Here is a 24,476-nt window from a genome sequence, read left to right as displayed (position 1 = left end):
ACTCGTCCGTCGACACGTTCATCCGTCGCTCCCCCGCCCGGCCGGCGCGTGCCCCGGGCGGACGCGATGCCAGGAGGCAGCCTTGCCTGTGTCAGCTGGGGCATCCGAGGTCGAAAGCCCTGAGACCTCCGCGGCAGCGACCGTGCCCAGGATCGTCACCAACACCGTCGAGTTCCCGTACCGCCGCAGCCTCGGCCCGGTCGTCGGCGGGTACTTCATCGCGCTCGCCGCCGGCCGGATCACCGGTGTCCGCAGCGGCGCGCGGGTGCTCTGCCCGCCGTTGGAGTATGACCCGGACACCGGAGCGGCCACGTCCGGCGAGCTGGTCGACGTCGGCCCGGCCGGCACGGTCTGGACCTGGACCTGGGTGCCGGTTCCGGACGCGCGCCACCCGCTCGACCGGCCGTTCGCCTTCGCGCTGATCCAGCTCGACGGGGCCGATACCAGCCTGATGCATGTCGTCGACGCCCCCGAGGGCGCGCTGCGTAGCGGGCTGCGGGTGGTCGCCCGGTTCCGGGCCGAGCCGAAGGGCCGCCCGGACGACCTCGCGTACTTCGTTCCCGAGGAGACCGCCGGTTGCGCCGAGGCCGTCCCCGGCATCGTCGACGCGGCGGCCCGAGCCGCGGCCGGACCGGGCGAGCCGGTGGCCACGATGGAGTTCTGGTCGTCGCTGACCTACAAGGAGGCGCTCGCCCCGGCCGGCGAGCGGTACGCCCGCTCGATGATGGCCGGCAGGCTGATCGGCCAGCGCTGCCCGACCTGCGCGAAGGTCTACGCGCCGCCCCGCGACTTCTGCCCGATCGACGGGATCCCGCTCGACGAGAGCCAGGACCTGGTGCTGCCCGACCGGGGCGTCGTCACGAACTTCACGATCGTCACCCCGGTGGCGTATCCGGGCCAGAAGGAGACCGAGCCGTTCGTGCGGGTCTCGGTGCTGCTCGACGAGGTCGAGGCGCTGCTGGGCCTCCAGCCCGTCGTCGACGTCGCCAACGAGGACGTACGGCCGGGCATGCGGGTCGAGGCGGTCTGGCTGCCCGAGGCCGAGCGCAGCGCCGACGAGTTCGGCAACCGCGGCTGGGGCGCCACCACCGGCGCGATCGCCGGCTGGCGCCCGACCGGCGAGCCGGACCTGCCCGTCGAGCGCTACCTGGACCGGGTCTTCTGAGCGCGGCAGGCAGCGAGTGGAGGTCCCGTCGGCAGGGTCCCTGCCGAATCGGCGAAGCCGATTTGGGAGGTCGGGCAGCAAGGACGGGGCCGGAGCTCGCTGCCGACGGAGCTCAGCAGTCATTCCGCGCGCGACCGAGCTCAGCAGGGGTGCAGACATGACAGACAACGAACGGGTATTCGGCGAGCCGGTCGCGATCGTCGGCTACGCCCTGTCGCCGATGAGCGAGTTCGCCGAGTCGACCGAGGTGCAGCTGTGCCTGGACGTCGTCACCCGGGCCCTGGTCAGCGCGGGACTGGAGCGCAAGGAGATCGACTTCACCTGCTCCGGCAGCGCTGACTACCTGTCGGGCGGCACCTTCACCTTCGTCGCGAACCTCGACGCGGTCGGCGCCTGGCCGCCGATCCGCGAGTCGCACGTCGAGATGGACGGGGCCTGGGCGCTGCACGAGGCCTGGGTGCGGCTGCTGATCGGCGACGAACGCACGGCGCTGGTCTTCGGCTCCGGCAAGTCCTCGAGCGGCGACCTCGCCCGGGTGCTGAACCTGCAGACCGACCCGTACTACCTGGCGCCGCTCGGGGTCGACCCGCTGTCGCTGGCCGCGCTGCAGGCACGGGCGCTGCTGGACACCGGGACGGCGACCGAGCGTGACCTGGCCGCTGTCGCCGCGCGGGCCCGGCAGGCCGCCGCCGCCAACCCCCACGCGGTCCCTGCGGTCGCGGCGGCCGGCCGCGGCCTGACCGAGCGCCCGGACGCGCCCTCGGACGCCGAGATCGACGCGCTGCTGGCGGCTGAGTACGTGCGCTCCCCGCTGCGGGTGCATGACGCGCCGCCGGTGACGGACGGGGCGTGCGCGCTCGTGCTCGCGACCGCGTCCGTGGCGAACCGGCTGGCCGCCAAGCACGGGATCAGGCCGGTGTGGATCACCGGCCTGGAGCACTTCATCGAGCCGCACCAGCCTGGCATGCGGGACCTCACCGACTCGGTGTCGACCCGGAAGGCCGCGCAGGCCGCCGGCCTCGGCTGCGGTGGGCCGGTCGAGGTCGCGGAGCTGTCCGCCACCTACAGCCACGAAGAGATCATCCTGCGGGACGCGCTCGGCCTGCCGGCGGACTGCGTCGTCAACCCCTCGGGTGGGGCGCTGGCCGCGAACCCGGTGATGGCCACCGGGCTGGTCCGGGTCGTCGAGGCCGCCCGGGCGATCCGCGAGCAGGGCCACGGCCGGGCGCTGGCGCACGCGACCTCCGGTCCGTGCCTGCAGCAGAACCTCGTCTGCCTGCTCAGCCGCGAACCGGGTGAGCGCGAGCCGCAAGGAGAGACGCGATGAGCGGCGAGCCGTGCGCGATCATCGGGATCGGCCAGACCCACCACAAGAGCAAGCGTCTCGACGTCTCGCTCGCGGGTCTGGTCCGGGAGGCGGCGAGCCGGGCCCTGCAGGACGCGGGCCTCGACTGGCCCGACATCGACGCCGTCGTCCTCGGCAAGGCGCCGGACGCCTTCGAGGGCGTCATGATGCCCGAGCTGTACCTCGCCGACGCGCTCGGCGCGGCCGGAAAGTCGATCATGCGGGTGCACACGGCCGGCAGCGTCGGTGGCTCGACGGCCATCGTCGCCTCGCACCTGATCCACGCCCGCCGGCATCGCCGGGTGCTAGCCGTCGCGTTCGAGAAGCAGTCCGAGGGCAACGCCCAGTGGGGGCTGTCCGGCGGGAAGTCGGGCTCGATGGGGGCGGGTGGCATCTTCGCGCCGTGGATCCGCTCCTACATCCGCCGCTCCGGCGCGCCGGAGCACATCGGCTGGCAGGTGGCCGTCAAGGATCGGCGCAACGCGCTGAAGAACCCCTACGCACACCTCAGGATCGCCGACATCTCGATGGAGAAGGTCCGCGACTCGTTCGTGCTGTGGGACCCACTGCACTTCCTGGAGTCCTGCCCGTCCTCCGACGGCGCGTGCGCGCTGGTGCTGACCGACGAGGCCGGCGGTCGCGACGCGGCGGCCCGGGGGAACCCGCCCGCCTGGGTCGCGGCGACGGCGATGCGCAGCGAGCCGACGTCGTTCCCGAGCCGTGACCCGGTCCGCCCGCAGGCCGGCGTCGACTGCGCCCACGACCTGTACCGGGCCGCCGGGATCACCAACCCGCTCACCGAGATCGACGTCGCCGAGCTCTACGTCCCGTTCAGCTGGTACGAGCCGATGTGGCTGGAGGGCCACGACATCACCGGCCCGGGCGACGGGTGGAAGCTGGTCGAGGCGGGCGAGACGGAGATCGGCGGGTCGTTCCCGGTCAACCCGTCCGGCGGCGTCCTGTCGTCGAACCCGATCGGCGCGTCCGGGATGCTGCGGTTCGCCGAGGCCGCGCTGCAGGTACGCGGCCGGGCCGGGGAGCACCAGGTCGACGGCGCCCGCACCGCGCTGGGCCACGCCTACGGCGGTGGCGCCCAGTACTTCGCGATGTGGATCGTCCGATCCTCGCTGTAGCCCGGTGTGCCCGACGCCCGATCGGAGGAGATCGCCGGTGGCGTTGCCCGAGGAGTTCCACGCGCTCGCCAGGAAGGTCAACAACTGGGGCCGCTGGGGATCCGACGACGAGCGCGGCACGCTGAATCTGCTGACCGACGAGGCGGTCCGCCGGGGCGTGGCCGCCGCACGCACCGGGAAGCGCTTCTCGCTCGCGCTGCCGCTGTCCCAGGACGGTCCCCAGCTCGGGTTCATCCCCGGCCGGATCAACCCGATCCGCACGATGATCTCGTTGAACGAGCCGCTGACCGGCGACCCGTCGCAGGTCTGCTTCTCCGACGACATGGTCGTCATGGGTGTGCAGGCGGCGACGCACTGGGACGCGCTGGCGCACGCGTCCTATGACGGGCGGATCTACAACGGCTTCGGCGCGGCCACGGTCACCGCGGCCGGGGCGGCCCGCTGCGGCATCGACAAGGCGGGGCCGATCGTCGGGCGCGGCGTGCTGCTCGACGTCGCCCGGGCCCGCGGCGTCGAACGGCTGGACTCGGGCTACGCGATCACCAGCGACGATCTGGCCGCGGCCGTCGGCCTCGCCGGGGTCGCCGTCGAGCCGGGCGACCTGGTGCTGGTCCGCACCGGCCAGATGCGGCTGCTGCAAGCCGGCGACAAGATGGGCTACCTGGCGCCGGTGGCGGGGCTGTCGCTGCGCTCGGTGGAGTGGATGCGCGCGCAGGACGTCGCCGCCGCGGCCACCGACACGGTGGTCTTCGAGGTCTTCCCCTGGGAGCGGGACGACGCGCCGCTGCCGGTGCACCTGCTGCACCTGGTCGAGATGGGCCTGACCCAGGGGCAGAACTTCGATCTGGAGACGCTCGCGGCCGACTGCGCCGACGACGGGATCTACACCTTCCTGCTGTCGGCGACCCCGGAACCGTTGGCCAACGGACTCGGCGGAATCGTGGCACCGGTCGCCATCAAGTAGGGCGAATCATCCCGAACGGGCGCGGAGCGCCCGCGGGACTATGCGCCTGTCGGGCGCTGAGCGCCCTCCCTACCCTGCTTCGGCAGGGCGTGGAAGTCGGTCGCCGGCCTTGTCGATTGCCGGTTTCGTGGGCACGTTGGCGGCGTCGGGCGCCCAGGCGCAAACACGCCAGAACCCCAGGGAGTTGCCGACTCTTCGCCGCCGGCTCGTCTCAATGCCCGGATCCGTTGAGCGCGGCGACGACCTGCGGGTAGTCGCCGCGCGCCTCTCCGAACCGCAGGAAGCGCACCGCGTCGACGCGGCCGGAAGCGCTATCGCTTCCGGCCCCTCAGTCGTTTTCGATGTACGGCAGGTCGCGGGGCGCTCAGCGCCGCCGGTCACGGGAAGCGGGATCCGAAGAACTCGTCACGGGGGCTGGACGGGCGCGGCCCGAAGTCCGGATCCCTGGTGTCAGGCCCGAACAGCCAGGACAGAACGCTGCCCAGCACGAGCAGACCGACGACCACGGCAGCGGTCGCGGCGGCGGTCACCGCGCGTCGCCGACGCTGACGCCCATCGCGGGCGGCCCGACAGGCGTCCAGACCGGTCGGCGGAAAGCAGCTGACGGGACCGTACCGAAAGCGCTATCTTGTCTTCTCATGAAATATAGTAGCACCGGCCGCAGCGACACCGGCAGTGCCGAGAAGGTCGCCGACGAGCTGCGCGCGCTGGCGGACGCCCGCGCCGTGGGGGCGCGGCTGCCCAGCACCCGCGAGCTGCAGCAGCGCCTCGGCGTCGGGCCGGTCACCGTGCAGCGCGCGCTCGCCCGGCTGGTGACCGAAGGGGTGCTGGTCACCCGGCCAGGCGCCGGCACGTTCGTCGCGGCGCGCCGCGCTCCCCGCTTCGGGGACACCGACTGGCAGCAGGTGGCGCTGGGCGCGAGCCCGGTCGCCGGGTCCGGCGGGGTCGAGCTGGTGCTGGGCCGCGCGAGCGTCCACGGGTTCGAGCTGGGTTCGGGCTACCTGGACGCGTCACTGCGGGCCGACAGCAGGCTCGCGGCCGCGGCGACCCGCGCGGTACGGCGCCCGGACGCCTGGGCCGCTCCCCCCGCGATGGGGGTCGCCGAGCTGCGCAGCTGGTTCGGCCGGCAGATCGGTGCCGACCCCAGCGAGGTGCTGATCACCCCGGGCGCTCAGGGCGCGCTGTCGGCCGCGTTCCGCGCGCTGCTGCCGGCGGGCAGTCCACTGCTGTTCGCGGTCCCGACCTACCACGGCGCGCTCGCCGTCGCGCGCAGCGCGGGCCTCGTTCCCGTGCCGGTGCCCACCGACGCGGACGGGGTGCGTCCTGAGCTGCTGGAGCGGGCGTTCGCGGCCACCTCGGCCCGGCTGCTGTTCCTGCAGCCCACGTACGCCAACCCGACCGGCGCGGTGCTCGCGCATGACCGCCGTCGCACCGTCCTCGACATCTGCGAGAAGGCCGGCGCCTTCATCGTCGAGGACGACTTCTCCCGTTGGCTCGGTCATGGCCAGCTCCCGCCGCCACCGCTGTGGCGTGACGACGACTCAGGGCACGTCATCACCATCTGCTCACTGACGAAGATCCTCGCGCCGAGCCTGCGGGTCGGTGCGCTGGTGGCGCGTGGGCCTGTGATGAACCGGCTGGCCGCGATGCGCCAGGTCGACGACTTCTTCGTGCCGACGCCGTTGCAGCACACCGCCATCGAGATGGTGACCGGCCCCGGCTGGGCGGCCCAGCTGCGGACCGTCTCGGCGGCGCTGCGGGTGCGGATGGCGGCGCTGGCGGCGGCACTCGCGGCCGAGCTGCCGGACTGCACCTTCGAGAACCCGCGCGGCGGCATCAGCCTGTGGCTGCGGCTGCCGCGCGGCACCGACGACCAGGTGGTCGCGAGCCGGGCGGCGCGCCTGGGGGTGTCGGTGGTGCCGGGGCGGTACTTCGTGGTCGGCGAGCAGGACTCCAGCCACCTGCGCCTGTGCGTCGCCGGGATCGGCGAGCAGGACATCCCGACCGCGGTCGCGCTGCTGGCCGAGGCGGTCCACGCCAGTGCCGGCTCGGTCGAGACCGGCGCCCTCGTGGGCTGACGTCACCCGCCGGGGCTGGCGACCCGGGGACGGCGGCGGCCCAGGGACACTCGCCCCAGAGACAGTCGACCAAGGACGAGGCACCCGGCCGGCCCTCGCGCCGGCGGCGCAAACCGGTGTCCCAAGACCGAGTCGACGGGGACCTCACAATTCCAACCGGTTCACCGTTCCAGCGCGGAAATCAGCCACCGGGAAACCGCGGAAACATCGCCGCAACTACCCTGCCTTCGTGGGGCGTGCTGATGGTGTGCTCAGAGTGGTATACGCACGACGGATCCTCAAAACCCGCCACATCTGGTAGCCATGCCACGATGCTTCTACTACGGTGTCGAACGCGGATCCGTCGGATCAAGCGCATTCCGCCCCCAAAAAGGTGACCGTGTTCATGCGCAGCTCCTCCTCATCCCTCCCCCAGGACCGTCGTACCGGCCGAGGGCGCCGGGCCAAGCAGGCAGCGCTGGTCGCGGCGCTCCTCGCCGTCCCGGCCGCTGTCGCGCTGCCAGGCCCGGCAAACGCCGCCGCGGCGCGGACCTACGTCGTCGTCTACGCCGGCTCGGCCGAGTCCGGCCGCGCGGCGGTCGCCTCGCTCGGCGGGACCGTGGTGTCCGAGAACGCCAAGGTGGGCCTGGCGACCATCACCTCGACCGACCCGGCCTTCGAGGCGAAGGCCGACCGCAGCGCGGCCCTCGTCGGTGCCGCTCCCAACTCCCCGATCGGCTACGCGGTCCCGGACGCGGCCGGCGGCTCCTCGACCGATCCCGGCGACTCGTTCACCCAGAAGGAACGCAGCTCCTCCCGGTCGGGCGGCTCGCCGAGCCACTGGGGCCCACCCGTCAAGCCCAGGACACCGGCGGACGAGCCACTCGCCGGCGCGCAGTGGGACATGCAGATGATCGGCGCCACCCAGGCCGGTTCCTACAAGTCCCAGCCGGGCAACAAGGGCGTGCTGGTCGGCGTCATCGACACCGGCATCGACGGCACCCACCCGGACATCGCGCCGAACTTCAACGCCAAGCTGTCCCGCAACTTCGTCACCGACATCCCGACCGACCCGGTCTCCGGCGAGGAGATGGACGGGCCGTGTGAGCACCCGTCCTGCGTCGACCCGGTGAACGAGGACGACGACGGCCACGGCACTCACGTCGCCTCCACCATCGCCTCGCCGGTCAACGGCCTGGGAATCGCCGGCGTCGCGCCGAACGTGCAGCTGGTGAACATCCGGGCTGGTCAGGACGCCGGCTTCTTCTTCCTGAAGCCGACGATCGACGCGATCACCTACGCCGGTGACATCGGCGTCGACGTGGTCAACATGTCGTTCTACACCGACCCGTGGCTGTTCAACTGCACGGCCAACGCGGCGGACACCCCGCAGCAGCAGGCCGAGCAGCGCACGATCATCGCGGCCACCCAGCGCGCGGTCGCCTACGCGTCCGCCCGTAACGTCACGCTGATCGCGGCCTCGGGCAACGAGTCGACCGACCTCGACCACATCTCCTCGGACGACACCAGCCCGGACTACCCGTACCCGCAGTCCGGCACCGCCGCGCACTCGCGCGTCATCGACAACTCGTGCCTGTCGATGCCGTCGGAGGCCAAGGGCGTCCTGTCCGTCAACGCGATCGGGCCGTCCAAGCGGCTGTCGTACTTCAGCAACTACGGCCTGACCCACACCACCGTGGCGGCGCCCGGCGGTGACTACTACGACCAGTACGGCACGGCCGCGTTCCACACCCCGGGGAACCTGATCCTCGCCGCCTACCCGAAGAACGTCGCGGCCGCGGTCGGCGACATCGACGCCGCCGGCAACCCGACGACGCCCTTCGTGATCCGTGACGACAGCAAGGGCGTCACGTCGTACTACCAGTACCTGCAGGGCACGTCGATGGCCTCACCGCACGCGGTCGGGGTCGCGGCGCTGATCGTCAGCCAGCTCGGGCGCCCCGACCGGGCCCATGGCGGGCTGACGCTCGACCCGAAGGTCGTGATGCGGGCGCTCGAGCAGACGGCGACTCCGGTGGCCTGCCCGACCGCCAACCAGTACCCCGAGCCCGACCATGCCGGCTACGCGCCGGTCTGCCAGGGGACAGTGAAGGACAACGGTTTCTACGGGTACGGCATCATCAACGCGTCGAACGTGGCCAAACTGCGCTGAGCACCCGAGTGGTCTGAGCACGACATTTGACGGGCCCGGACGGTATTCGCCGTCCGGGCCCGTTCTGTTTTGCGGGTGAGGGCCTCGCTCAGGCCGTGTAGCGGGCGCGCAGCTCGTGCTTGAGAATCTTAAGCGTCGCGTTTCTGGGCAGCGCGTCGAGGATCTCCAGGCGCTCTGGAATCTTCTGCGTCATCAGCCCGGCGGCACGCAGGAACGCCACCAGCTCGGCCAGCGAGGGTTCCGGCCCACCTGCCACAGGCTCGACGACGGCGCAGACCAGCTCGCCACGCTCAGCGTCCGGCAGCCCGACGACCGCGACCGCGCCGACCTTCGGGTGCTGGTAGAGCAGGTCCTCGACCTCCTTGGCCGAGACGTTCTCGCCCTTGCGGATGATCACATCCTTGAGCCGGCCGGTCAGGGTCACGTGCCCGTCCGGGCGGATGACGCCCAGGTCTCCGGTCCGGAACCAGCCGTCCTCGTCGAACGCGGCGGCGGTCGCCTCGGCGTCGGTGTAGCCGGCGCAGACAGTCGAGCCGCGGACCCGGACCTCGCCCTCCACGCCGACGGGCGTGACCACACCGTCGGCGCCGACGACACGCACCTCGACGCCGGGCAGCGGGGCGCCTTCGGAGTACATCAGCGCGTCGTCGCTGTCGGTCGGCGAGCCCTGGGTGATCATCGGGATCTCGGTCATTCCGTAGCCGTGGGCGATCGGGATGCCGAGCGCCCGCCGCACGTCGGTGAACAGCTCCGGTGGCTTGGGCGCGCCGCCGCCGGCGAGCAGGCGCAGCGTCGGGACCAGCGGCTCGCCGGGCGTCGGCGACTGCCGGCTCGCGGCGAGAAGCGCGGTGTAGAAAGTGGTCGAACCGCCCGCGAGGGTGACCCCGTGGCGGCGGAAGGCGGCGATCGCGTCGGCCGGGACGAACGCCTCGAGCAGCAGCGCCGGGAACCCGACGGACAGCATCATCGCCAGGTAGTCCGGCCCGCCGATGTGCGCCACCGGGAAGGCGATCGAGCCCACGTCGTCCGGACGGGCGCCCAGCGCCAGCGCGAGGCCGACGCCGGCCGCGATCAGCGAGGAGTCCCGGTGCCGCACGCCCTTGGGCTGCGAGGTCGTGCCGGAGGTGTAGTAGATCCAGCGGATCTTCTCGCCGTCGGTGGGCGGCGCGGGCAGCAGCGCCGGGTCGCCCTGCGGGAGGGCGTCCGCGCCGGTGCCGACCACCAGCACCCGCGGCCGGTAGACCAGGTCCGCGCTCGCCGCGGCGGCCAGCTCGACGTAGTCGGTCCCGCGCCAGGTCCCGGGGACGCAGAACAGCCGCGCGCCGGTCTGGCGCAGCGCGACGGCGACCTCGCGCTCCCGGTAGATGTGGATGATCGGCACCTGGACGGCGCCGAGGCGGGCGAGCGCCATCGACAGCACGACCGTCTCGACCCGGGTCGGGAGCTGCCAGCAGACCCGGGCGCCCGGCCCGACGGCGTACTCGTCGAGCAGCCCGGCCGCGACCCGCTCGGCTCGGGCGGCCAGCTCGGCACAGCCGACCCGCACCGGACCGTCGTCGCCGTCGGCGAGTAGCAGCGGCGCGTCCGGGGTGAGCGCCGCGCGGCGCGCGAGCAGGTCCCACAGCGTCTTCACGTCGGCGCCAGTGATCATGCCCGCCGCCTCGGCCGCGCCCGTGGCCGGTGCCGCCGTCGGGGTGCTCGCCATCCGCGTGCCCTCCAGTCCTCGCTCCCGGCAGCAATATAGAACCTGTTCTATCCAGTGGCCAGGTCGAGCCCGAGCATCCGGATGGCGCCGCTCCATCCGCGGGCCGGCGTCACGGAACCGGGCCGGCAGCGGTCCGCCACAGGTGCGCGGGCTCCACGACGTGGTCGTCCACGCTGATGATCCTCGGCAGCTCGCCGAACGAGTGCCCGCCGTCCGTCGTCATCGCCAGGTCCTTCCGTGCCGACCAGGTCCTTCCGTGCCGACCAGGTCCTTCCGTGCCGACCAGCGCCGACGGACGCGCGGCGCGGCTGGTCCGCTCGGCGCGCCCCGACGCTAACATCAGACCTGACGGACCGTCAGGTCGTCTCGCGCGCAGGAGGTCCCATGACCCGTACCGGCGACATGCCGGCCTACCGGATCACCGCCTGGCTACAGTCGCCGCACCTGGTCGACACGCAGGTTCCGAAGCCTGGCCCCGGCGAGGTGCTGGTCGCGGTCGCGGCCAGCGGGCTGTGCCACTCCGACCTGACGATGTGCCAGATTCCCGGCGAGATCGGCGAGCTGATCGGCTGGCGGATGCCGTTCACCCTCGGGCACGAGATCGCCGGCACCGTCGTCGAGGCCGGACCGGACGCGCCGGACGCGCCGGACGTGCCGGACGTGCCGGACGTCGGCACCGCCGTGGCGCTGGTCTCGCCGACGTCCTGCGGCCGGTGCGCCTACTGTCTGGCCGGCCGGGACAGCGCCTGCCCGAATGGCCTCGCCGGCCGGGGCTACGGCCGCGACGGGGGTCTCGCGCCGTACGTGGTCGCGCCGGTGCGTGGGCTGATCCCGCTGAACGGGCTCGACCCGGTCGCCGCCGCGCCACTGACCGACGCCGGCGCCACGTCGTACCACGCGGTCCGCCGGGTGCTGCCGGTGCTGGAACCGGGCAGCACCGCGGTCGTGCTGGGCGCGGGCGGGCTCGGCGGGTTCGCGATCCAGCACCTGAAGGCCTGTTCCCCGGCCCGCGTCGTCGCCGTCGACGTCTCCCCCGCCCGGCTCGTCACGGCGGCGGAACTGGGCGCGGACGAGACAGTGCCGGGCGTCGGCGACGACCCGGGCATGACCACAGGTGCGATCAAGGAGCTGACCGGCGGCGGCGCGGCCGCCGTGCTCGACTTCGTCGGCACCGACGCGACGATCGCGGCAGGCATCGGCGCAGTCCGCCCCTGCGGCGCGTTCGGCCTGGTCGGCTCCGCCGGCGGCAGGCTGCGGGCCGGCTGGTACGGCGGCCTGCCCCGCGAGGCGGAGGTCTTCACCTTCCAGGGCTCGACGATCGCCGACGCGCACGCCGTGATCGCGCTGGCCGCCGCCGGCCGGATCCGCAGCCTGGTCGAGGTCTTCACGCTCGACCAGGTCGCCGACGCCTACCGCGCCCTCGACGAGGCCACCCTGCGCGGCCGCGCCGTCGTCACGCCTTAGGCCCAGACCTCCGGTCCCACTGGCGTCGTTCAATGATCATGAGCCTGGGCGTCCCGGATGTCCTGGCTGGGGCTTTCGTGCTCGGGACCGGGGCGGCGGCTCTACGATCACGCCATGTCAGCCCCACCCGCCGACGCGCGGGACAGCACCGACGACGGCCGCGCGGTGGCCACCCAGCCGGCCGGCACCGCCCAGCCGGCGGGAACGGCCCGGCCGCCGGGATCCGCACGGTCGGCCGGGGCTCCCGCCGCAGTGCCCGCACGGAACCAGATTCGCTACCGCGACCCCGTGCGGCTGCCCTACCTGCTGTCGACGGTCGGGCTGGCGTGCATGACGGCGGTGGCCGCTCCGTTCTTCTCCCGCACGCTGCGGGCCGCGCCGTTCGCGCTCGCGGGCGTCGAGGCGGCCGGCCGGGCCGGCGGCGCGGCCGCCCGGTATGGCCGCAACCAGCTCGCCGACCGGCGTCCCGGCCTGCGGGGCGCGCTGGACCTGGCGGCCAGCGCCGGGCTGGCCCTGGCCGCCGGGTTCCTCGCGGCCAGCGGTGCGTTGTGGCAGGCCGGTGCCTGCCGGGCCGGCTCGTGGGCGGCGCGCGGGCTGGGCACGCCGGCGCTGGAGGAGCAGGCGAGCGCGGCCGGCCCGGCCCGGCTCGGCCGCCGGCTGGGTTTCGAGCGTTCGGTCGGGGCCCTCGGTGGGGCCGTGGGCGCGCTGGTCACGGTGGCTCTCCTCAGTTTCACCAGCCCGCGCGGTGTCATCGGCTTCGCCGCGATCCCGATCGCGCTGGCAGTGGTGGTGAGCGCCGTGGCCATGGTCCGAGGTCGCTCCAACGCACCGGAGGCGCCCACGGCGCCGACCCAGATCACGATCACCCAGCTGCGCGGCCGGGCGCTGGGCACCCTGCTCGTCGGAGTCGCGTGCTACGAGGCGTCCAACATCGCGGTGGTCCTGCTCCTGCTGCGGGCGTCCAAGGTCGTCGGCTCCAGTGGCACGCTCGTGACCGCCCAGCGGGTGGCGCTGTGCTATGGGCTCTACCAGTTGACCGCCGCCGTCTGCGCGGCCTGGGTGGGGCGGCTGGTGGACCGCGCCGGGACCGGCCTCGTGCTCGCCGCCGGCGGGGTGAGCCTGCTGCTGGCCTACCTGGGCCTGGCCACCATCACGGCCGACCACAACGTCACGCTCGCCGTCTGCTTCCTGCTCGCGGGCGCGGCGGCCGGCGCGGTCGACACCGCCGAGTACACCGGCGTGGCCCGGCTCGCCGGGCCGGAGAGCTGCCGGGCCGCGTTCGGGGCGCTCGCCGGCATCCAGAGCGCCGGCCGGGTGCTCGCGACGCTCACGGCCGGCGGTCTGTGGACGCTGGTCGGGCCGAAGGCCGGCCTCCTGGTCTGCGGCCCGCTGCTGGTGGTCGCGACGGTCATCTTCCTGCTGCGGGCCGACCGTCCGCACCGCCAGGCGCGGGCCGAGCTGACCGGCTAGCGGCCTGGCGTCAGGCCGGCTGGGTGCCGCCGAGAGCGGCGGTGACGGTCGCGGCGGCAGCGCGCAGCGCGGCGACCGGGTCGCCGGCGCCGCCGTCGAGCGGGCGGTGGACGCCGATCAGGGTGAGGACGAGGACGGCGGTGCCGTCCCGGCCGAAGACCGGCGCGGACAGGGTGCGCAGCTCGTCCGCGTGCTGGCGTGCCCCGTCCGCCGCGGGCGACGCCGCCGCGGGCGACTCGTAGCCGGGCGGCAGCGACCGGATCAGCCGGCGGATGGCGTCGTGGCCCGGGTCGGCGGGGTCGGTCGGGTCGGCCTTCGCGAGGACCGTGTTCAGCGCGCCGTGCCAGTCGCGACCACGGCCGACCGAGTAGCCCGCCGCGCGTACCTGCGCGAGCGTCTCCTCCAGCGCGGCGACGGTGCCGGGCGGGCTGTCCTTGCCGGCCCGGTCCAGCCAGGCCCGGCGCGCCAGCGGGCCGGCCCAGGCGACGAACGCGGTGCCCAACGGCGGCAGGAACGGGATGCGCTGCCCGACCCGGGGCGCGAGCTCCCCCGACGACCCGGCGCTGGCGTTCGCGACCAGGACCATCTCGTCCCCGACCGCGGCGCTGGCGACGCACTCGGCGGCGAACCGGGCGGCCAGGTCCTCGAACTGCGGCCGGGCCAGGTCGGCGGTGCGCAGCTGGACGGCCAGGTCGCCTTCCCAGGCCGCGAGCGACAGCGGCGAGAACCGGCCATAGCCACCCTGGAAGAACACCAGCGGCAGCACGGAGCGCCCGACGTCGAGGGTCCTGACCCGCCCGAGCACGAGGTCGTGGTCGCCGGCGGGATGCACCGCCTCCAGGTCACAGTCGATCCAGGCGACGACGCCGTCGACGACGGGTGCCCCCGACGGCGCCGAGCGCCAGGACAGCTCGGTGAACTTGTCGCCGCCCCGGACGGCGAACGTCCGGCAGACCGCCTCCTGGTCGAAGCCGAGGATGTTGACGCAGAACCGGCCGGTGGCGGCGATCCGCGGCCAGCTCGACGAGGAGCGGTCCGGGAAGAAGGCGACCAGCGGTGGGTCGAGCGACGCCGAAACGAACGACCCGACGGCGAGCCCGACCGGCGCACCGCCGGCGTCGAGGCCGGTGATGACCGCGACGCCGGTTGGGAAGTTCCCAAGCACCCGGCGGAAGAGCCCTGGGTCGATCATGACCGGCCGAGGCGGCCCGGAGGCCGTGGCGACTGGTCTCGCGTCGTTCGACGGTTGCGATGTCATGGCGAGGTGCCTCCAACCGGATGTCGAGCCCCGCCTCAGTCCTCGATCAGGCCGGACAGGCGCTGGGTGGTCGCGACCCATTCCTCGACGAGGCCGTGCACGACCTCGTCGGCGGGCCGGCGCGCGTTCATCCGGCCGACGATCTGCCCGACCGGGAAGCCGTTGAGCTCCGGCGTGCCGGCCCGGGTGAACCGGCGGGCCGCCTCGGCCCAGACCACGCCCTGCAGCGGCATCGGCAGCGTCTTCGGCGCGTCCGGCCGCTCCCAGGCGTCGGTCCAGGCGTTGCGCAGCAGCCGGGCCGGCTTGCCGGTCATCGAGCGCGACCGGACGGTGTCCCGCGAGCCGGCCCGCAACAGGTTGTCGACCACGACCGGGTTCGTGTCCGCCTCGGCGACCGTCAGCCAGATCGAGCCGGTCCAGGCGCCCTGGGCGCCCAGGGCCAGCGCCGCCGCCATCTGCCGGCCTGAGCCGATCCCGCCGGCGGCGAGCACGGGCACGTCCGGCCCGACCGCGTCGACGACGTCCGGGATGAGCACCATCGTCGAGATCTCGCCGGTGTGCCCGCCGGCCTCGGTGCCCTGGGCGACGATGATGTCGACGCCCTGCTCGACCTGCTTGACGGCGTGCCGAGGGCTGCCGACGAGCGCGCCGACCAGGATGCCGTGCTCATGGGCCCGGTCGACGATCTCCTTCGGCGGCGGGCCCAGCGCGTTGACGAGCAGCCGGATCGGGTGCTTGAGCGCCACCTCGACCTGGCCGGGGCCTTCCAGGTCGACGGCGAGCCCGGCGGCCTTGATGTCCCGGCCGTCCTCCGCCTCGTCCGGCAGCGGCGGCACGCCGTACTCGGCGAGGACACCGTCCACGAAAGCCCGGTGCTCCGGGGGCACCAGGCCGGAGATCTTCTCCCGGGTGAAGCCCTCGCCCTTGCCCATGTACGCGTTGGGCATGACGATGTCGACCCCGTAGGGCCTGCCGTCGACGTGATCGTCGATCCAGGACAGCTCGACCTCGAGCTCCTCGGCGTTGAACGCGAGCGCGCCGAGCACCCCGAACCCGCCCGCGCGGCTCACGGCCGCCACGACGTCCCGGCAGTGGGAGAACGCGAAGATCGGGAACTCGATGCCGAGCTGGTCACAGATGGGTGTTCGCACCACGGCCCCTTGTCGGTGAATGTCGGTCGGTGGATGTCGCCGGGGATGGGCGGCGCCGAGGGCGCGCAGGCGCCGGCAGCCCCGTCGGCGGTTGTGCCCCGGTGGCCAGGTAGTGAGGGCATACAAGCATCTTTCGCCCTCAAATGGAACCCGTTCTAGTTTTTTCGCGACGGCCGGTTTTTGCCGTGACCGGTGCTGGACGTCGCCGCGTCCTGGTCCGGGCGCCTGCGGGTAGCAGCGGAGGCGCGGGCCGCCTGCCGGCCGGCCCCGGGCGAACCACCTGCCGGCCGGCCGCCGGGCGGAGCAGGATGGCTGGCGTGGCAGAGCGGATCCGGTGGGGCATCGCCGGCACGGGAATGATCGCGCGGGACTTCGCCCGTGACCTCGCCCTCGTCAAGGACGCGGAGCTGGTCGCCGTGGGCTCGCGGGCCGCGGCGAGCGCCGAGGCGTTCGGCGCCGAGCTCGGCATACCTCGCCGGCACGCCTCGTACGCGGCGCTGGCCGACGACCCCGAGGTCGACGTCGTCTACGTGGCCTCGCCGCACACCGGGCACCTGGCTCACACGCTGCGGTTCCTCGGCGCCGGCAGGCACGTGCTGTGCGAGAAGCCGCTCGCCGTGAACGCGGCGCAGGCCGCCGCGATGGCCGCCGCCGCGCGCCAGGCCGGGCGATTCCTGATGGAGGCCGTCTGGAGCCGGTTCACTCCGGGTTACCGCGCGCTGCGCTCGGTCCTCGACGCCGGGGAGATCGGCGACCTGCTCCTCGTCGAGGCCGAGTTCGGCTTCCGAGCCGGCTTCGACCCGGCCCATCGGCTGTTCAACCCGGACCTGGCCGGCGGCAGTGTGCTGGACATCGGCATCTATCCGGTCCAGTTCGCGCACCTGCTGCTCGGCACGCCGGTCGCGGTGACCGCGAGCGGGGTGCTGGGCTCGACCGGCGTCGACGAGCACGTCGTCGCCGTGCTGCGCTACGCCGACGGCGCGCTCGCCGTGGCGAAGTCCTCGCTGCGGGCCGACCTGCCGGGCGCGGCCCGGGTCGTCGGCACGCTCGGCTCGATCGAGCTGCCCAGCTCGATGTGGGCGCCCGAGGCCGTCGTCGTCCACGCTCCCGCGGCGCCGAGCAGGATCGGCGCGGACGACGCGGAACCGGTGCCCCCGCGCCGGATCGACACGCCGCTGGACGGCATCGGGCTGCACTATCAGGTCCGGCATGTCCACGACCGGCTGCGCGCCGGCCACCTCGACAGCGACGTCATGCCGCTGGCCGAGAGCATCCGGATCGCCGAGACGCTGGACGCCATCCGCGCCGCGGTCGGCGTCCACTACCCGGACGACGAGCAGATCGCGTAGTCAGCACCGTCCTGAACCAGGATCTGTCTGACGCCAGCCGCCGCTTGGCCGGTGTGCACCACCACACCAGGATCCGGTGGAGCGGAAACCCAGAGATCGTTTCAGCTCCGGAGCGCGCGAATGGGGCCGCGACCACGGCGGATGGCAACTCGCAGCAGCACCAAACTCGCACGTCGCCGTCGGCCTGGAGGACCGAAGGACCTGGTGGTCGTGCGTTCTGGATCTTTCTGACCACCGGGTATGACTCGCGTGCACGGAACCTCGCCGCCGCGAGGAGCCTCAGTAGCCACGCTGCCGGAGGCGGACTCGTTGCTCACATCGGGGTTCCTAGCGGCTCCGCTCGGGCTGGCGGGTGGATAGCGTCGCCGGGTGCGATCGGCCCAGTTGTCCGGAACTGGGAAGGTCGAGGCCCCCGCGGGGCCGTGTGCGCGGCGGTGAGCGGCGCCGCCGTAATGTTCCTGGTCGTCGCCGGAGTCCTCGCGGGGATCACCGGGACGGTTGGGCTCGCGTCGCTGGTGTCCTACCCGGCGCTGCTCGCGGTCGGGCTGCCGCCGCTGGACGCCAACGTCACCAACACCGTGGCCCTGGTGTTCATCGCGCTCGGCGCGGTCGGCGGCTCACGGCCCGAGCTCGCCGGGCAGGCCCCGCGCGTGCTGCGGTTCGGGGCGCTGACCCTGGTCGGTGGCTCGGCCGGCGCCGTCCTGCTGCTGACCACCCCGCCTGGCGCGTTCCGGCTCGCGGTGCCCTGGCTGATCGCGGCCGCCGGGGTGCTGCTGGCGCTGCAGCCGCGCCTGGTGCGCCGGGGCACCGGCGCGTTGGAGGAGCACGGGCTGCCGATCCGGCTGGCGGTGCTCGGGGTGGGGGTCTATCTCGGCTACTTCGGCGCCGGTGGCGGCGTCGCGATGCTCGCCGTCCTCGCGCTGACACTGCCGGAGCCGCTGGCCCGGGTCAACGCGGTCAAGACCGTCTCGTCGGGCTTCGCGAACCTGTTGGCCACGATCATCTTCGCGTTCTCCGGCCCGGTGCACTGGGCCGCGGCCGGCCCGCTCGCCGTCGGTCTGCTCGCCGGCGGCTACGCCGGGCCCGCGGTCGTGCGCCTCGCCCCTGCCACCGTGATCCGCCTGCTGGTCGCCGTCGCCGCGCTCGGCCTCGCGGTCTGGCTCGGCCTCGACGCCTACGGCGCCCGCTGACCGAGCCCGCCGTCGGCGGTGCTCGGGTCCATCAGGGCGTGGACTGGGTAACCGTGGCTCGGGCAGCGGCAGGTCACACCGGTCTCGCGGAGGTCGAGGACCACGTCGGTGAACCGCTGCGCGACCGCGTCGACCAGGCCCAGCTCGGTCAGCCCCAGGTCGGGGACGACGGCCAGGCCGACGAACGACAGCACCAGATAGGGCGAACGGATGCCGCAACCGAGCGCCACCGCCGCGTCCTGCGCGGCGGCGAGCGCGTCCCGGGTCTGCTCGAACGGGGCGTCGCTCATCAGCCCGCCGACCGGGAGCGGGACCGCGGCGAGCACCGCGCCGTCCGCCACGGCGACGAACCCGCCGCCCAGCTCGCGCAGCGCCCGCACCGCGGCGACCAGGTCGGCGTCGCTCGTCCCGACGGCCACGACGTTGGCGTTGGTGCAGTTCGTCGAGATCGCCACCGCCCCGGACCGCAGCGTGAAGCCGCGCACGAACCCGACCCCGGTCAGCCCGTCGCCGTGGTGGCGGTCGACCACCGCGATCTTCAGGACGTCACGGTCGACGTCCGGCTGGACCAGACCGTCGAGCACCGGCAGCTCGACGTGGAACGCCCGCTTGAAGTAGCTGCGCATGACGTCCATCCCCGCCGTCCCGGCGACGTTGGCCATGCAGTCCGGGTCGGTGAGCACGCAGACGGTCCCGCGCGGGACCGTGAGGCGGGCCAGCTCGCCCGGGGTGAGCATCGTGTACTCGATGTGCAGGTGCGCGTCGACGAACGTCGGGGCGACGTGCAGGCCGGCCGCGTCGATCTCGACGGTGGCCGCCCCGGCGGTCATCCGGCCGAAGGGGGGTGACGGCGGCGATGTGGCGGCCGGAGACGACGACGTCGCGTTCGAGCAGCTCGCCGGTGTGCACGGCGAGGACCCGGCCGCCACGCACGATCAGGTCGGCCGGCGCCGCGCCCGTCGCGACCCGGCGGGCCAGCAGCAGCTCGTCGACGGCCGGCAGCAGCTCGGGCCGCAGCTGGCCGCTCATCCCGCGTCGCCCGCCGGTGCCGGGCCATCGGACGCGTTGGGGCCCTCGGGCAGTGCCGGGCCGCCGGCTGGGCCGGGGCTCCCGTTCGGCGACCGGGTCCGGTCCGCGACGAAACGGTCCACGTCGGCCAGCAGGGCGGCCTGCAGCTCCAGTGCCGCGAAGCTGGCGGTGACCGACGCACGGGCGAGGCCGGCGAGCTCGGGCAGGCCCCAGCCGTACGCGTCCGCGCAGGCCACCCACTCGGACTCCAGCCGGTAGCCCATCGCCGCCGGGTCGTCGGTGTTGACAGTGACGGCGACGCCGGCGGCGCGCAGGGCGGGCAGCGGGTGGCTCGCCCGGTCGGGGTAGAGCCCGAGCGCCAGGTTCGAGCGCGGGCAGACCCCCAGCGGCACCTGGGAGTCCGCGAGGCGGTGCAGCAGCGCTGGATCCTCCGCGGCGCGGACCCCGTGGTCGATCCGCTCGGCCTGCAGCAGGTCGAGCGCGTCCCAGACGCCCTGCGGGCCGGAGGACTCGCCGGCGTGGACGGTCCGGCGCAGCCCGGCGCCCGCCGCGCGGCCGAAGGCCTCGGCGAACCGCGGGCCGGTGCGCCCGGCGGCCCGCTCGTCGCCGTCGATCGAGAGCGCCACCAGGCGCGGCGGGCGGGCCTCGACGATCCAGTCGACCAGCTCGGCCGCCTCGGCCGGGGACTGCTGGCGCAGCAGCGACGCGCACAGGTTGACGACGCACAGGCCGTCCTGCTCGGCCTCGTCGAGGCCGGCCGCGAACGCGCCGAACAGCGCGCCGAGCCGGCCGTGCCAGGCGCCCCAGTGAGTCGGGTTGATGATCACGTCGGCGTACCGGACGCCGGAGGCACTCTCCCGGGCCGCGAACCGGTAGGCCGCCCGAGCCGCCTGCTCCGGCGTCCGGACCAGCCCGCCCTCCCAGTCCAGGAACCGCAGGAACGCCGACAATGTCGACTGGGGGGCCTCCGGGTCGACTGGGGGGCCTCCGGAGGTGCGAAGGAAGAGCGTCGCGCCTCCTCCGGCCGAGCACTGGGTGCACCCGCCGGCACGTCGTGCGTGTCGACGTCGAACAGCGTCGCGGCCGGGCCGGGCAGCCGTTCGCCGGCGGCCTTGGCCAGCTCCAGCAGGTCGGCGAGGTCGAAGCACCCCTCCAGATGGACGTGTACCTCGGCCTTCGGCAGCGCCCTGACCAGCGTCTCGTCGATGGCCGGGCCAGCGGTCTCCAGAGTCACGACCGTGAGCCTTCGTAAGGCGCCCGGGCCCTGTCAACGGACGGGGACAGACGTTACGTCACGGCAATACGCGCAGCTCAGCGGGCCGTTCTGGCAAAGGCCCGGCAACCTCGCGAGTGTCCCGCCGGAAATGCTCGGGGTCCGGTCGCCGACCGCCGGCCGAGCCCGGCCCAGAATGCCGGTCATGACGGATGTACCCATGGCCGAGGCACTGACCGGCACCGAGACCTCGGGCCGTGCCGTGCACGGGGCATCGATCCCCGATGCCGAGCTCAGCAGCCGTGTCGAGGCCGCGAGCGGCGTCGAGGCCGTCCGCACGAGCGGCGCGGCGGGACTGCTCGGCGCACTGCTGCCCGCCCAGCGCTGGAGCCCGGCGGAGACCGCGCTGCTCGCCGAGCTCGACCGGGTCGCCGAGACGGAGCTGGCACCACGCGCGGCCGCGAACGACGCGGCCGGCCGCTATCCCACGGCAAGCATCGCCGCCCTGCGCGCCGCCGGCCTGACCGCGGTCAGCGTGCCGGTGGATCTCGGCGGGCCGGGCGTCTCGCACCGGTTCTTCCTGGAGGCGCTGGTCCGCCTGGCCGCCGTCGACAGCGCGGTGGCGCAGGTCTGGAAGGTCCACGACGAGCTGACCCGGGAGATCCTGGTCTACTGCCCGGACGACCTGCGCCCATGGCTGGCCGGGGAGCTCCTGGCGGGGAAGATGCTCGGCCTCGCGGTCGCCGAGACCGGCAAGACCGCCGCCGACCCGTGGAAGACCGTCGTCATGACCGCCGACGACGGCCGCCGGGTGATCAACGGAACGAAGATCTACACCACCGGCGCGGCCGAGGCCGACTACGTCGCCACCTGGGCGTTCGACCCGGTCGCCGGGGCCGGCGACCCGTTCCTCGGGTTCGCGCTGACCCTCGTCCCCGCCGGCACTCCCGGGATGACCGTCCACCGCGACTGGGACGCGCTCGGCCAGCGGGCCACCGACAGCGGGACGATCACCTTCGAGGACGTCACGGTCGACCCGGCCCTCGCCGGCAGCGTGCCCGGCCGGGCACCGCTGCCCCAGAACTCGGTCCGCTACCAGGCCGGCTTCGCCGCGGCGCTGCTCGGCATCGGTATCGGCGCGCTGAGGGCCGCGAGTGGCTTCGTCGCCACGGGCACCCGGCCCTGGGTGACGGCCGGCGTCACGCGGGCCGCCGACGACCCGATGGTCCGCCGGCTGACCGGCGAGCTGGCCACCGACCTCGCGGCCGCCTACGCGCTGACCCTGGCCACTGGCGACCTCCTCGACGCCTTCGAACGCGGCGAGCTCGACCGCACGGCGCTGGCCATCCCGATCTACGCGGCCAAGGCGGCCGCCTCCCGCGCCGCCGTCCGCGCCACCAGCGAGATCTACGCCCTGATGGGCACCCGTTCCACCGCAGCCGGCCACGGCCTCGACCGCCACTGGCGCAACGCCCGCATCCTGTCCCTGCACGACCCCGTCGACTGGAAGCACGCCGAGCTGGGCCAGTACCTCCTCACCGGCCAAGCCCCCGAACCCGGCATCTACACCTGACCGTTCCCGCGCCAGAGACCGCCGAGGCGTCAGTCAATGATGGCGCCGGTGTCCGCTGTCGCCAGGCCCAGCGTTCGGCAGGCGGAGAGCAGCTTCTTGTCGCCGCTGACGACCACGAGATCAGCGGAGGCCAGGAGCAGCGCAGCCGCACAGTGCACGGCGTCGTAGGCGCGCAACGCCAGTTGTCGAGCGAGCGTTGCCGCCTTCGCAACGAGACTGTCGGTCACGGCCAGAATGTCGAGCTCGGCGTACAGGTCGTCCAGCTGGAGGAGTGCCGCCTGGTGCGCGCGTGCTCAGCTTCCCGAGCCGATTCGCCTGGGCTAGCGCGGCGGCGGCCTCCACGTGCAACAACCTGGACGACACCATCCGGTCGGCCGCCTCCCAGACCCGGATCGCCTTGGCCGAACCCGGCTCGTCGATCAGCAACGCAACAGACGCCGACGTATCGGGATAGCAGATCATCCGCGCTGCTCGCTGACGAGATCGCTGACAGTGCCAGTCGCCGCGATCGGTCGAGGTCTCGTCCAGGTGCCCGACCGGGCCGGCTCCACCAGTCCCTCCGCGATCAGTTGTTCGAGCTGGGTGGGCTCCGTGACGGGCATGAGGCGGGCGACGGGGCGGCCGTGGTCGGTGATGGTCAGGGTGCGCCCCGTGCGCACTTCGGCGAGGTAGCGACTCAGGTTGTCGCGCAGGTCAGCGGGCGGGGTGCAGGGAGAGAGCCAGGGCGGTCATGGCGTGGCGGTCTACGCCGCGGACCCAGATGCGCGTACCGGCGCGGTCGAAGACGAGGTGGCCCTGCAACAGCAGGCCGTCCGGGGGCCACCAGCTGGCGGGGGTGCCGTCCGGCAGCCGGATCCGCTCCCAGCCGGCGGTGTCCGCGATGCCGGCGCCGGTGGACTGGCTGACGGTGAGCAGCTCGCCGTTGTTGGCCGCCGGGAAGGCGACCACGACCGCACCCTCCGGCCGCCGTTCGATCCGGCCGACGAACGCTCGCCCGACCGGGACGCACAGCGTGAAATCGACCTCGTCTGCCAGCTGGGCGAGCGGGCGCGGGCGGGCCGGCACCACGGGCTCGCCGGCGCCCGGATTCCGCAGGCCAGCCGGCTCGGCGACGCCACGAGAGGGCACGAGCGCGACCGGGTTGGGCGGACCTGACGACCCCGGCTCCGGCGGCATTTCCTCGCCTGGCCGCCCGTCCTCAGCAGCCAGCCCGGCCTCGCCGGGCGGCACAGGCTCGCCAGACGGCACAGGCTCGCCAGACGGCACAGGCTCGCCAGACGGCACAGGCTCGCCGCGCGGCACGGCCTCGCCGCGCGGCACAGGCTCGCCAGACGGCACAGGCTCGCCGCGCGGCACGGCTTCGCCTGGCGAAGCGGCCTCGCCCAACGCGCCGGCCGCCGAAGGCGACCTGGCCCCGGGCCGGCCGGCCACGCCGAGGTCCAGGGCCGCGAGGTCGAACAGGCGGGGATCGGCGGTGTCGCCGACCGTGAGCCGGCGCAGCGCGACCCGCTCGATGGGCCGGCCACGGAAGAAGGCGGCGAGCTCGACGACGACGCCGGTCGCGTCGTCGACGACGAGATCGAACCGCTGTGCCCCGTCGGCCAGCCCGGCCAGCACCGGCGGGCGCGCGCCGGGACGCGGCACCGCGGCCAGCCGCGTCGACGCACGGCCCGCGACCTCGGTCGACGCGGTGAGCCGAGGCCGCAGCCAGGCCAGCAGCAGCCAGGGCCGCACGAGCAACTGCTCGCGCACGACGACGCCAGGACGGCGCGGCGAGCCTGGCCTGGCCGTGGCCGCGCCGACGGTGCCGGTTCCGCTGATCTCCTCGCCGCGCCGGCGGCGCCACAGCTCGCCGTGCACGACGGTGACCTCGTCCTCGTCCGGCCACTCGACCCGCAGCATCCCGGCGGCGGCGAGCAGCCGGCCGCGGCGCACCACCGGGTCGGTCGCGTCCTCGCCCGGGGCGGGCGCCGCCGGCACCGGAACGAAGCCGAAGGCGGGGATCGGCGGGGCGACAACCGCCGATCCCGGCCCGTCGGGCAGCCCGGCGCCGTTCTCGGCGCCCTGGCCGTCCAGATCACGCACCTGCTGGGCGCGGCGGGCGTCCGCCGCGGCGCCGGGGTCGAACCGGTGCACGAGCTCGGCGTGGACGGAGGGCCACCGCTCGCCGCAGGTGACCATCGCGGCCAGTACGTCGCCGAGCGTCCTCATGTCGCGATGTTGACACAGAAAGCGAC

At 73.9% G+C, this 24,476-nt stretch carries 20 protein-coding genes; 11 read left to right on the top strand and 9 right to left on the bottom strand.

Annotation, left to right across the window (positions count from 1 at the left end; genetic code table 11):
- Positions 1–88: 88 nt before the first annotated feature.
- The 4 genes from FRADC12_RS21980 (at position 89) to FRADC12_RS21965 (ending at position 4,607) form a co-directional block, all read left to right on the top strand.
- Positions 89–1,165 (top strand): Zn-ribbon domain-containing OB-fold protein, encoded by a 1,077-nt coding sequence (locus FRADC12_RS21980; RefSeq protein WP_084011100.1) that lies wholly within the window; start codon positions 89–91, stop codon positions 1,163–1,165.
- A 157-nt stretch (positions 1,166–1,322) separates the two neighbouring features.
- A complete protein-coding gene (locus FRADC12_RS21975; RefSeq protein WP_045878057.1) occupies positions 1,323–2,492 on the top strand; it encodes a thiolase family protein in 1,170 nt (389 codons plus the stop codon).
- Complete coding sequence (locus FRADC12_RS21970; RefSeq protein ID WP_045878056.1) at positions 2,489–3,643, top strand: thiolase family protein; 1,155 nt, start codon at positions 2,489–2,491, stop codon at positions 3,641–3,643. Before FRADC12_RS21975 ends, FRADC12_RS21970 begins: the two co-directional genes overlap by 4 nt.
- 37 nt (positions 3,644–3,680) lie before the next feature.
- The gene (locus FRADC12_RS21965) at positions 3,681–4,607 is read left to right on the top strand and encodes a cyclase family protein (protein ID WP_045878055.1); all 927 of its coding nucleotides are present in this window, start codon (positions 3,681–3,683) and stop codon (positions 4,605–4,607) included.
- A 377-nt stretch (positions 4,608–4,984) separates the two neighbouring features.
- Here the strand turns inward: FRADC12_RS21965 and FRADC12_RS21960 are convergent, their stop codons facing one another.
- Positions 4,985–5,137: a hypothetical protein gene (locus FRADC12_RS21960; RefSeq protein WP_045878054.1), complete on the bottom strand. Its 153-nt coding sequence runs from the start codon at positions 5,135–5,137 to the stop codon at positions 4,985–4,987.
- A 108-nt stretch (positions 5,138–5,245) separates the two neighbouring features.
- Here FRADC12_RS21960 and FRADC12_RS21955 point away from each other — a divergent pair, with 108 nt between their 5' ends.
- Positions 5,246–6,685 (top strand): aminotransferase-like domain-containing protein, encoded by a 1,440-nt coding sequence (locus FRADC12_RS21955; RefSeq protein ID WP_045878053.1) that lies wholly within the window; start codon positions 5,246–5,248, stop codon positions 6,683–6,685.
- Between the two features lie 385 nt (positions 6,686–7,070).
- Positions 7,071–8,837 (top strand): S8 family peptidase, encoded by a 1,767-nt coding sequence (locus FRADC12_RS21950; RefSeq protein ID WP_045880019.1) that lies wholly within the window; start codon positions 7,071–7,073, stop codon positions 8,835–8,837.
- Between the two features lie 88 nt (positions 8,838–8,925).
- Here the strand turns inward: FRADC12_RS21950 and FRADC12_RS21945 are convergent, their stop codons facing one another.
- The gene (locus tag FRADC12_RS21945) at positions 8,926–10,542 is read right to left on the bottom strand and encodes an AMP-binding protein (protein WP_084011397.1); all 1,617 of its coding nucleotides are present in this window, start codon (positions 10,540–10,542) and stop codon (positions 8,926–8,928) included.
- 384 nt (positions 10,543–10,926) lie between these two features.
- On the opposite strand from FRADC12_RS21945, the gene FRADC12_RS21940 reads away from it, so the two are divergent.
- Positions 10,927–12,006, top strand: a complete 1,080-nt coding sequence (locus tag FRADC12_RS21940; protein WP_084011099.1) for an alcohol dehydrogenase catalytic domain-containing protein — start codon at positions 10,927–10,929, stop codon at positions 12,004–12,006.
- Positions 12,007–12,120: 114 nt separating this feature from the next.
- Entirely contained in the window at positions 12,121–13,476 is a 1,356-nt protein-coding gene (locus FRADC12_RS21935; RefSeq protein ID WP_045878052.1) for an MFS transporter, read from the top strand.
- Between the two features lie 10 nt (positions 13,477–13,486).
- Here the strand turns inward: FRADC12_RS21935 and FRADC12_RS21930 are convergent, their stop codons facing one another.
- Complete coding sequence (locus FRADC12_RS21930; RefSeq protein WP_232303959.1) at positions 13,487–14,734, bottom strand: flavin reductase; 1,248 nt, start codon at positions 14,732–14,734, stop codon at positions 13,487–13,489.
- A gap of 35 nt (positions 14,735–14,769) precedes the next feature.
- Positions 14,770–15,885: a nitronate monooxygenase gene (locus FRADC12_RS21925; protein ID WP_045880016.1), complete on the bottom strand. Its 1,116-nt coding sequence runs from the start codon at positions 15,883–15,885 to the stop codon at positions 14,770–14,772.
- Between the two features lie 308 nt (positions 15,886–16,193).
- Here FRADC12_RS21925 and FRADC12_RS21920 point away from each other — a divergent pair, with 308 nt between their 5' ends.
- Both FRADC12_RS21920 and FRADC12_RS21915 read left to right on the top strand, forming a co-directional pair.
- The gene (locus tag FRADC12_RS21920; RefSeq protein WP_045878050.1) at positions 16,194–17,234 is read left to right on the top strand and encodes a Gfo/Idh/MocA family protein; all 1,041 of its coding nucleotides are present in this window, start codon (positions 16,194–16,196) and stop codon (positions 17,232–17,234) included.
- 434 nt (positions 17,235–17,668) lie between these two features.
- Positions 17,669–18,424 (top strand): sulfite exporter TauE/SafE family protein, encoded by a 756-nt coding sequence (locus tag FRADC12_RS21915; protein ID WP_084011098.1) that lies wholly within the window; start codon positions 17,669–17,671, stop codon positions 18,422–18,424.
- Here FRADC12_RS21915 and FRADC12_RS21910 read toward each other — a convergent pair.
- Together FRADC12_RS21910 and add are read right to left on the bottom strand one after the other, a co-directional pair.
- Positions 18,409–19,254: an adenine deaminase C-terminal domain-containing protein gene (locus FRADC12_RS21910; RefSeq protein WP_045878048.1), complete on the bottom strand. Its 846-nt coding sequence runs from the start codon at positions 19,252–19,254 to the stop codon at positions 18,409–18,411. The genes FRADC12_RS21915 and FRADC12_RS21910 overlap by 16 nt on opposite strands.
- A gap of 195 nt (positions 19,255–19,449) precedes the next feature.
- Entirely contained in the window at positions 19,450–20,403 is a 954-nt protein-coding gene (gene add, locus FRADC12_RS21905; protein WP_052711081.1) for an adenosine deaminase, read from the bottom strand.
- A 468-nt stretch (positions 20,404–20,871) separates the two neighbouring features.
- Here add and FRADC12_RS21900 point away from each other — a divergent pair, with 468 nt between their 5' ends.
- Entirely contained in the window at positions 20,872–22,239 is a 1,368-nt protein-coding gene (locus FRADC12_RS21900) for an acyl-CoA dehydrogenase family protein (protein WP_232303958.1), read from the top strand.
- Between the two features lie 29 nt (positions 22,240–22,268).
- Here the strand turns inward: FRADC12_RS21900 and FRADC12_RS33370 are convergent, their stop codons facing one another.
- From FRADC12_RS33370 to FRADC12_RS28660, 3 genes are all read right to left on the bottom strand, one after another.
- Positions 22,269–22,466 carry a PIN domain-containing protein gene (locus tag FRADC12_RS33370; RefSeq protein ID WP_232303957.1) on the bottom strand — a complete coding sequence of 66 codons (198 nt, stop codon included), beginning with the start codon at positions 22,464–22,466 and terminating at the stop codon, positions 22,269–22,271.
- Between the two features lie 231 nt (positions 22,467–22,697).
- Positions 22,698–22,898: a type II toxin-antitoxin system Phd/YefM family antitoxin gene (locus FRADC12_RS21890; protein ID WP_232303956.1), complete on the bottom strand. Its 201-nt coding sequence runs from the start codon at positions 22,896–22,898 to the stop codon at positions 22,698–22,700.
- 34 nt (positions 22,899–22,932) lie between these two features.
- Positions 22,933–24,450: a hypothetical protein gene (locus FRADC12_RS28660; protein ID WP_052711078.1), complete on the bottom strand. Its 1,518-nt coding sequence runs from the start codon at positions 24,448–24,450 to the stop codon at positions 22,933–22,935.
- Positions 24,451–24,476: the final 26 nt, after the last annotated feature.

Origin of the sequence: Pseudofrankia sp. DC12, assembly GCF_000966285.1 — a bacterium.
Taxonomy (GTDB): domain Bacteria; phylum Actinomycetota; class Actinomycetes; order Frankiales; family Frankiaceae; genus Pseudofrankia.
This window is presented reverse-complemented; position numbering and strand designations above follow the sequence as displayed.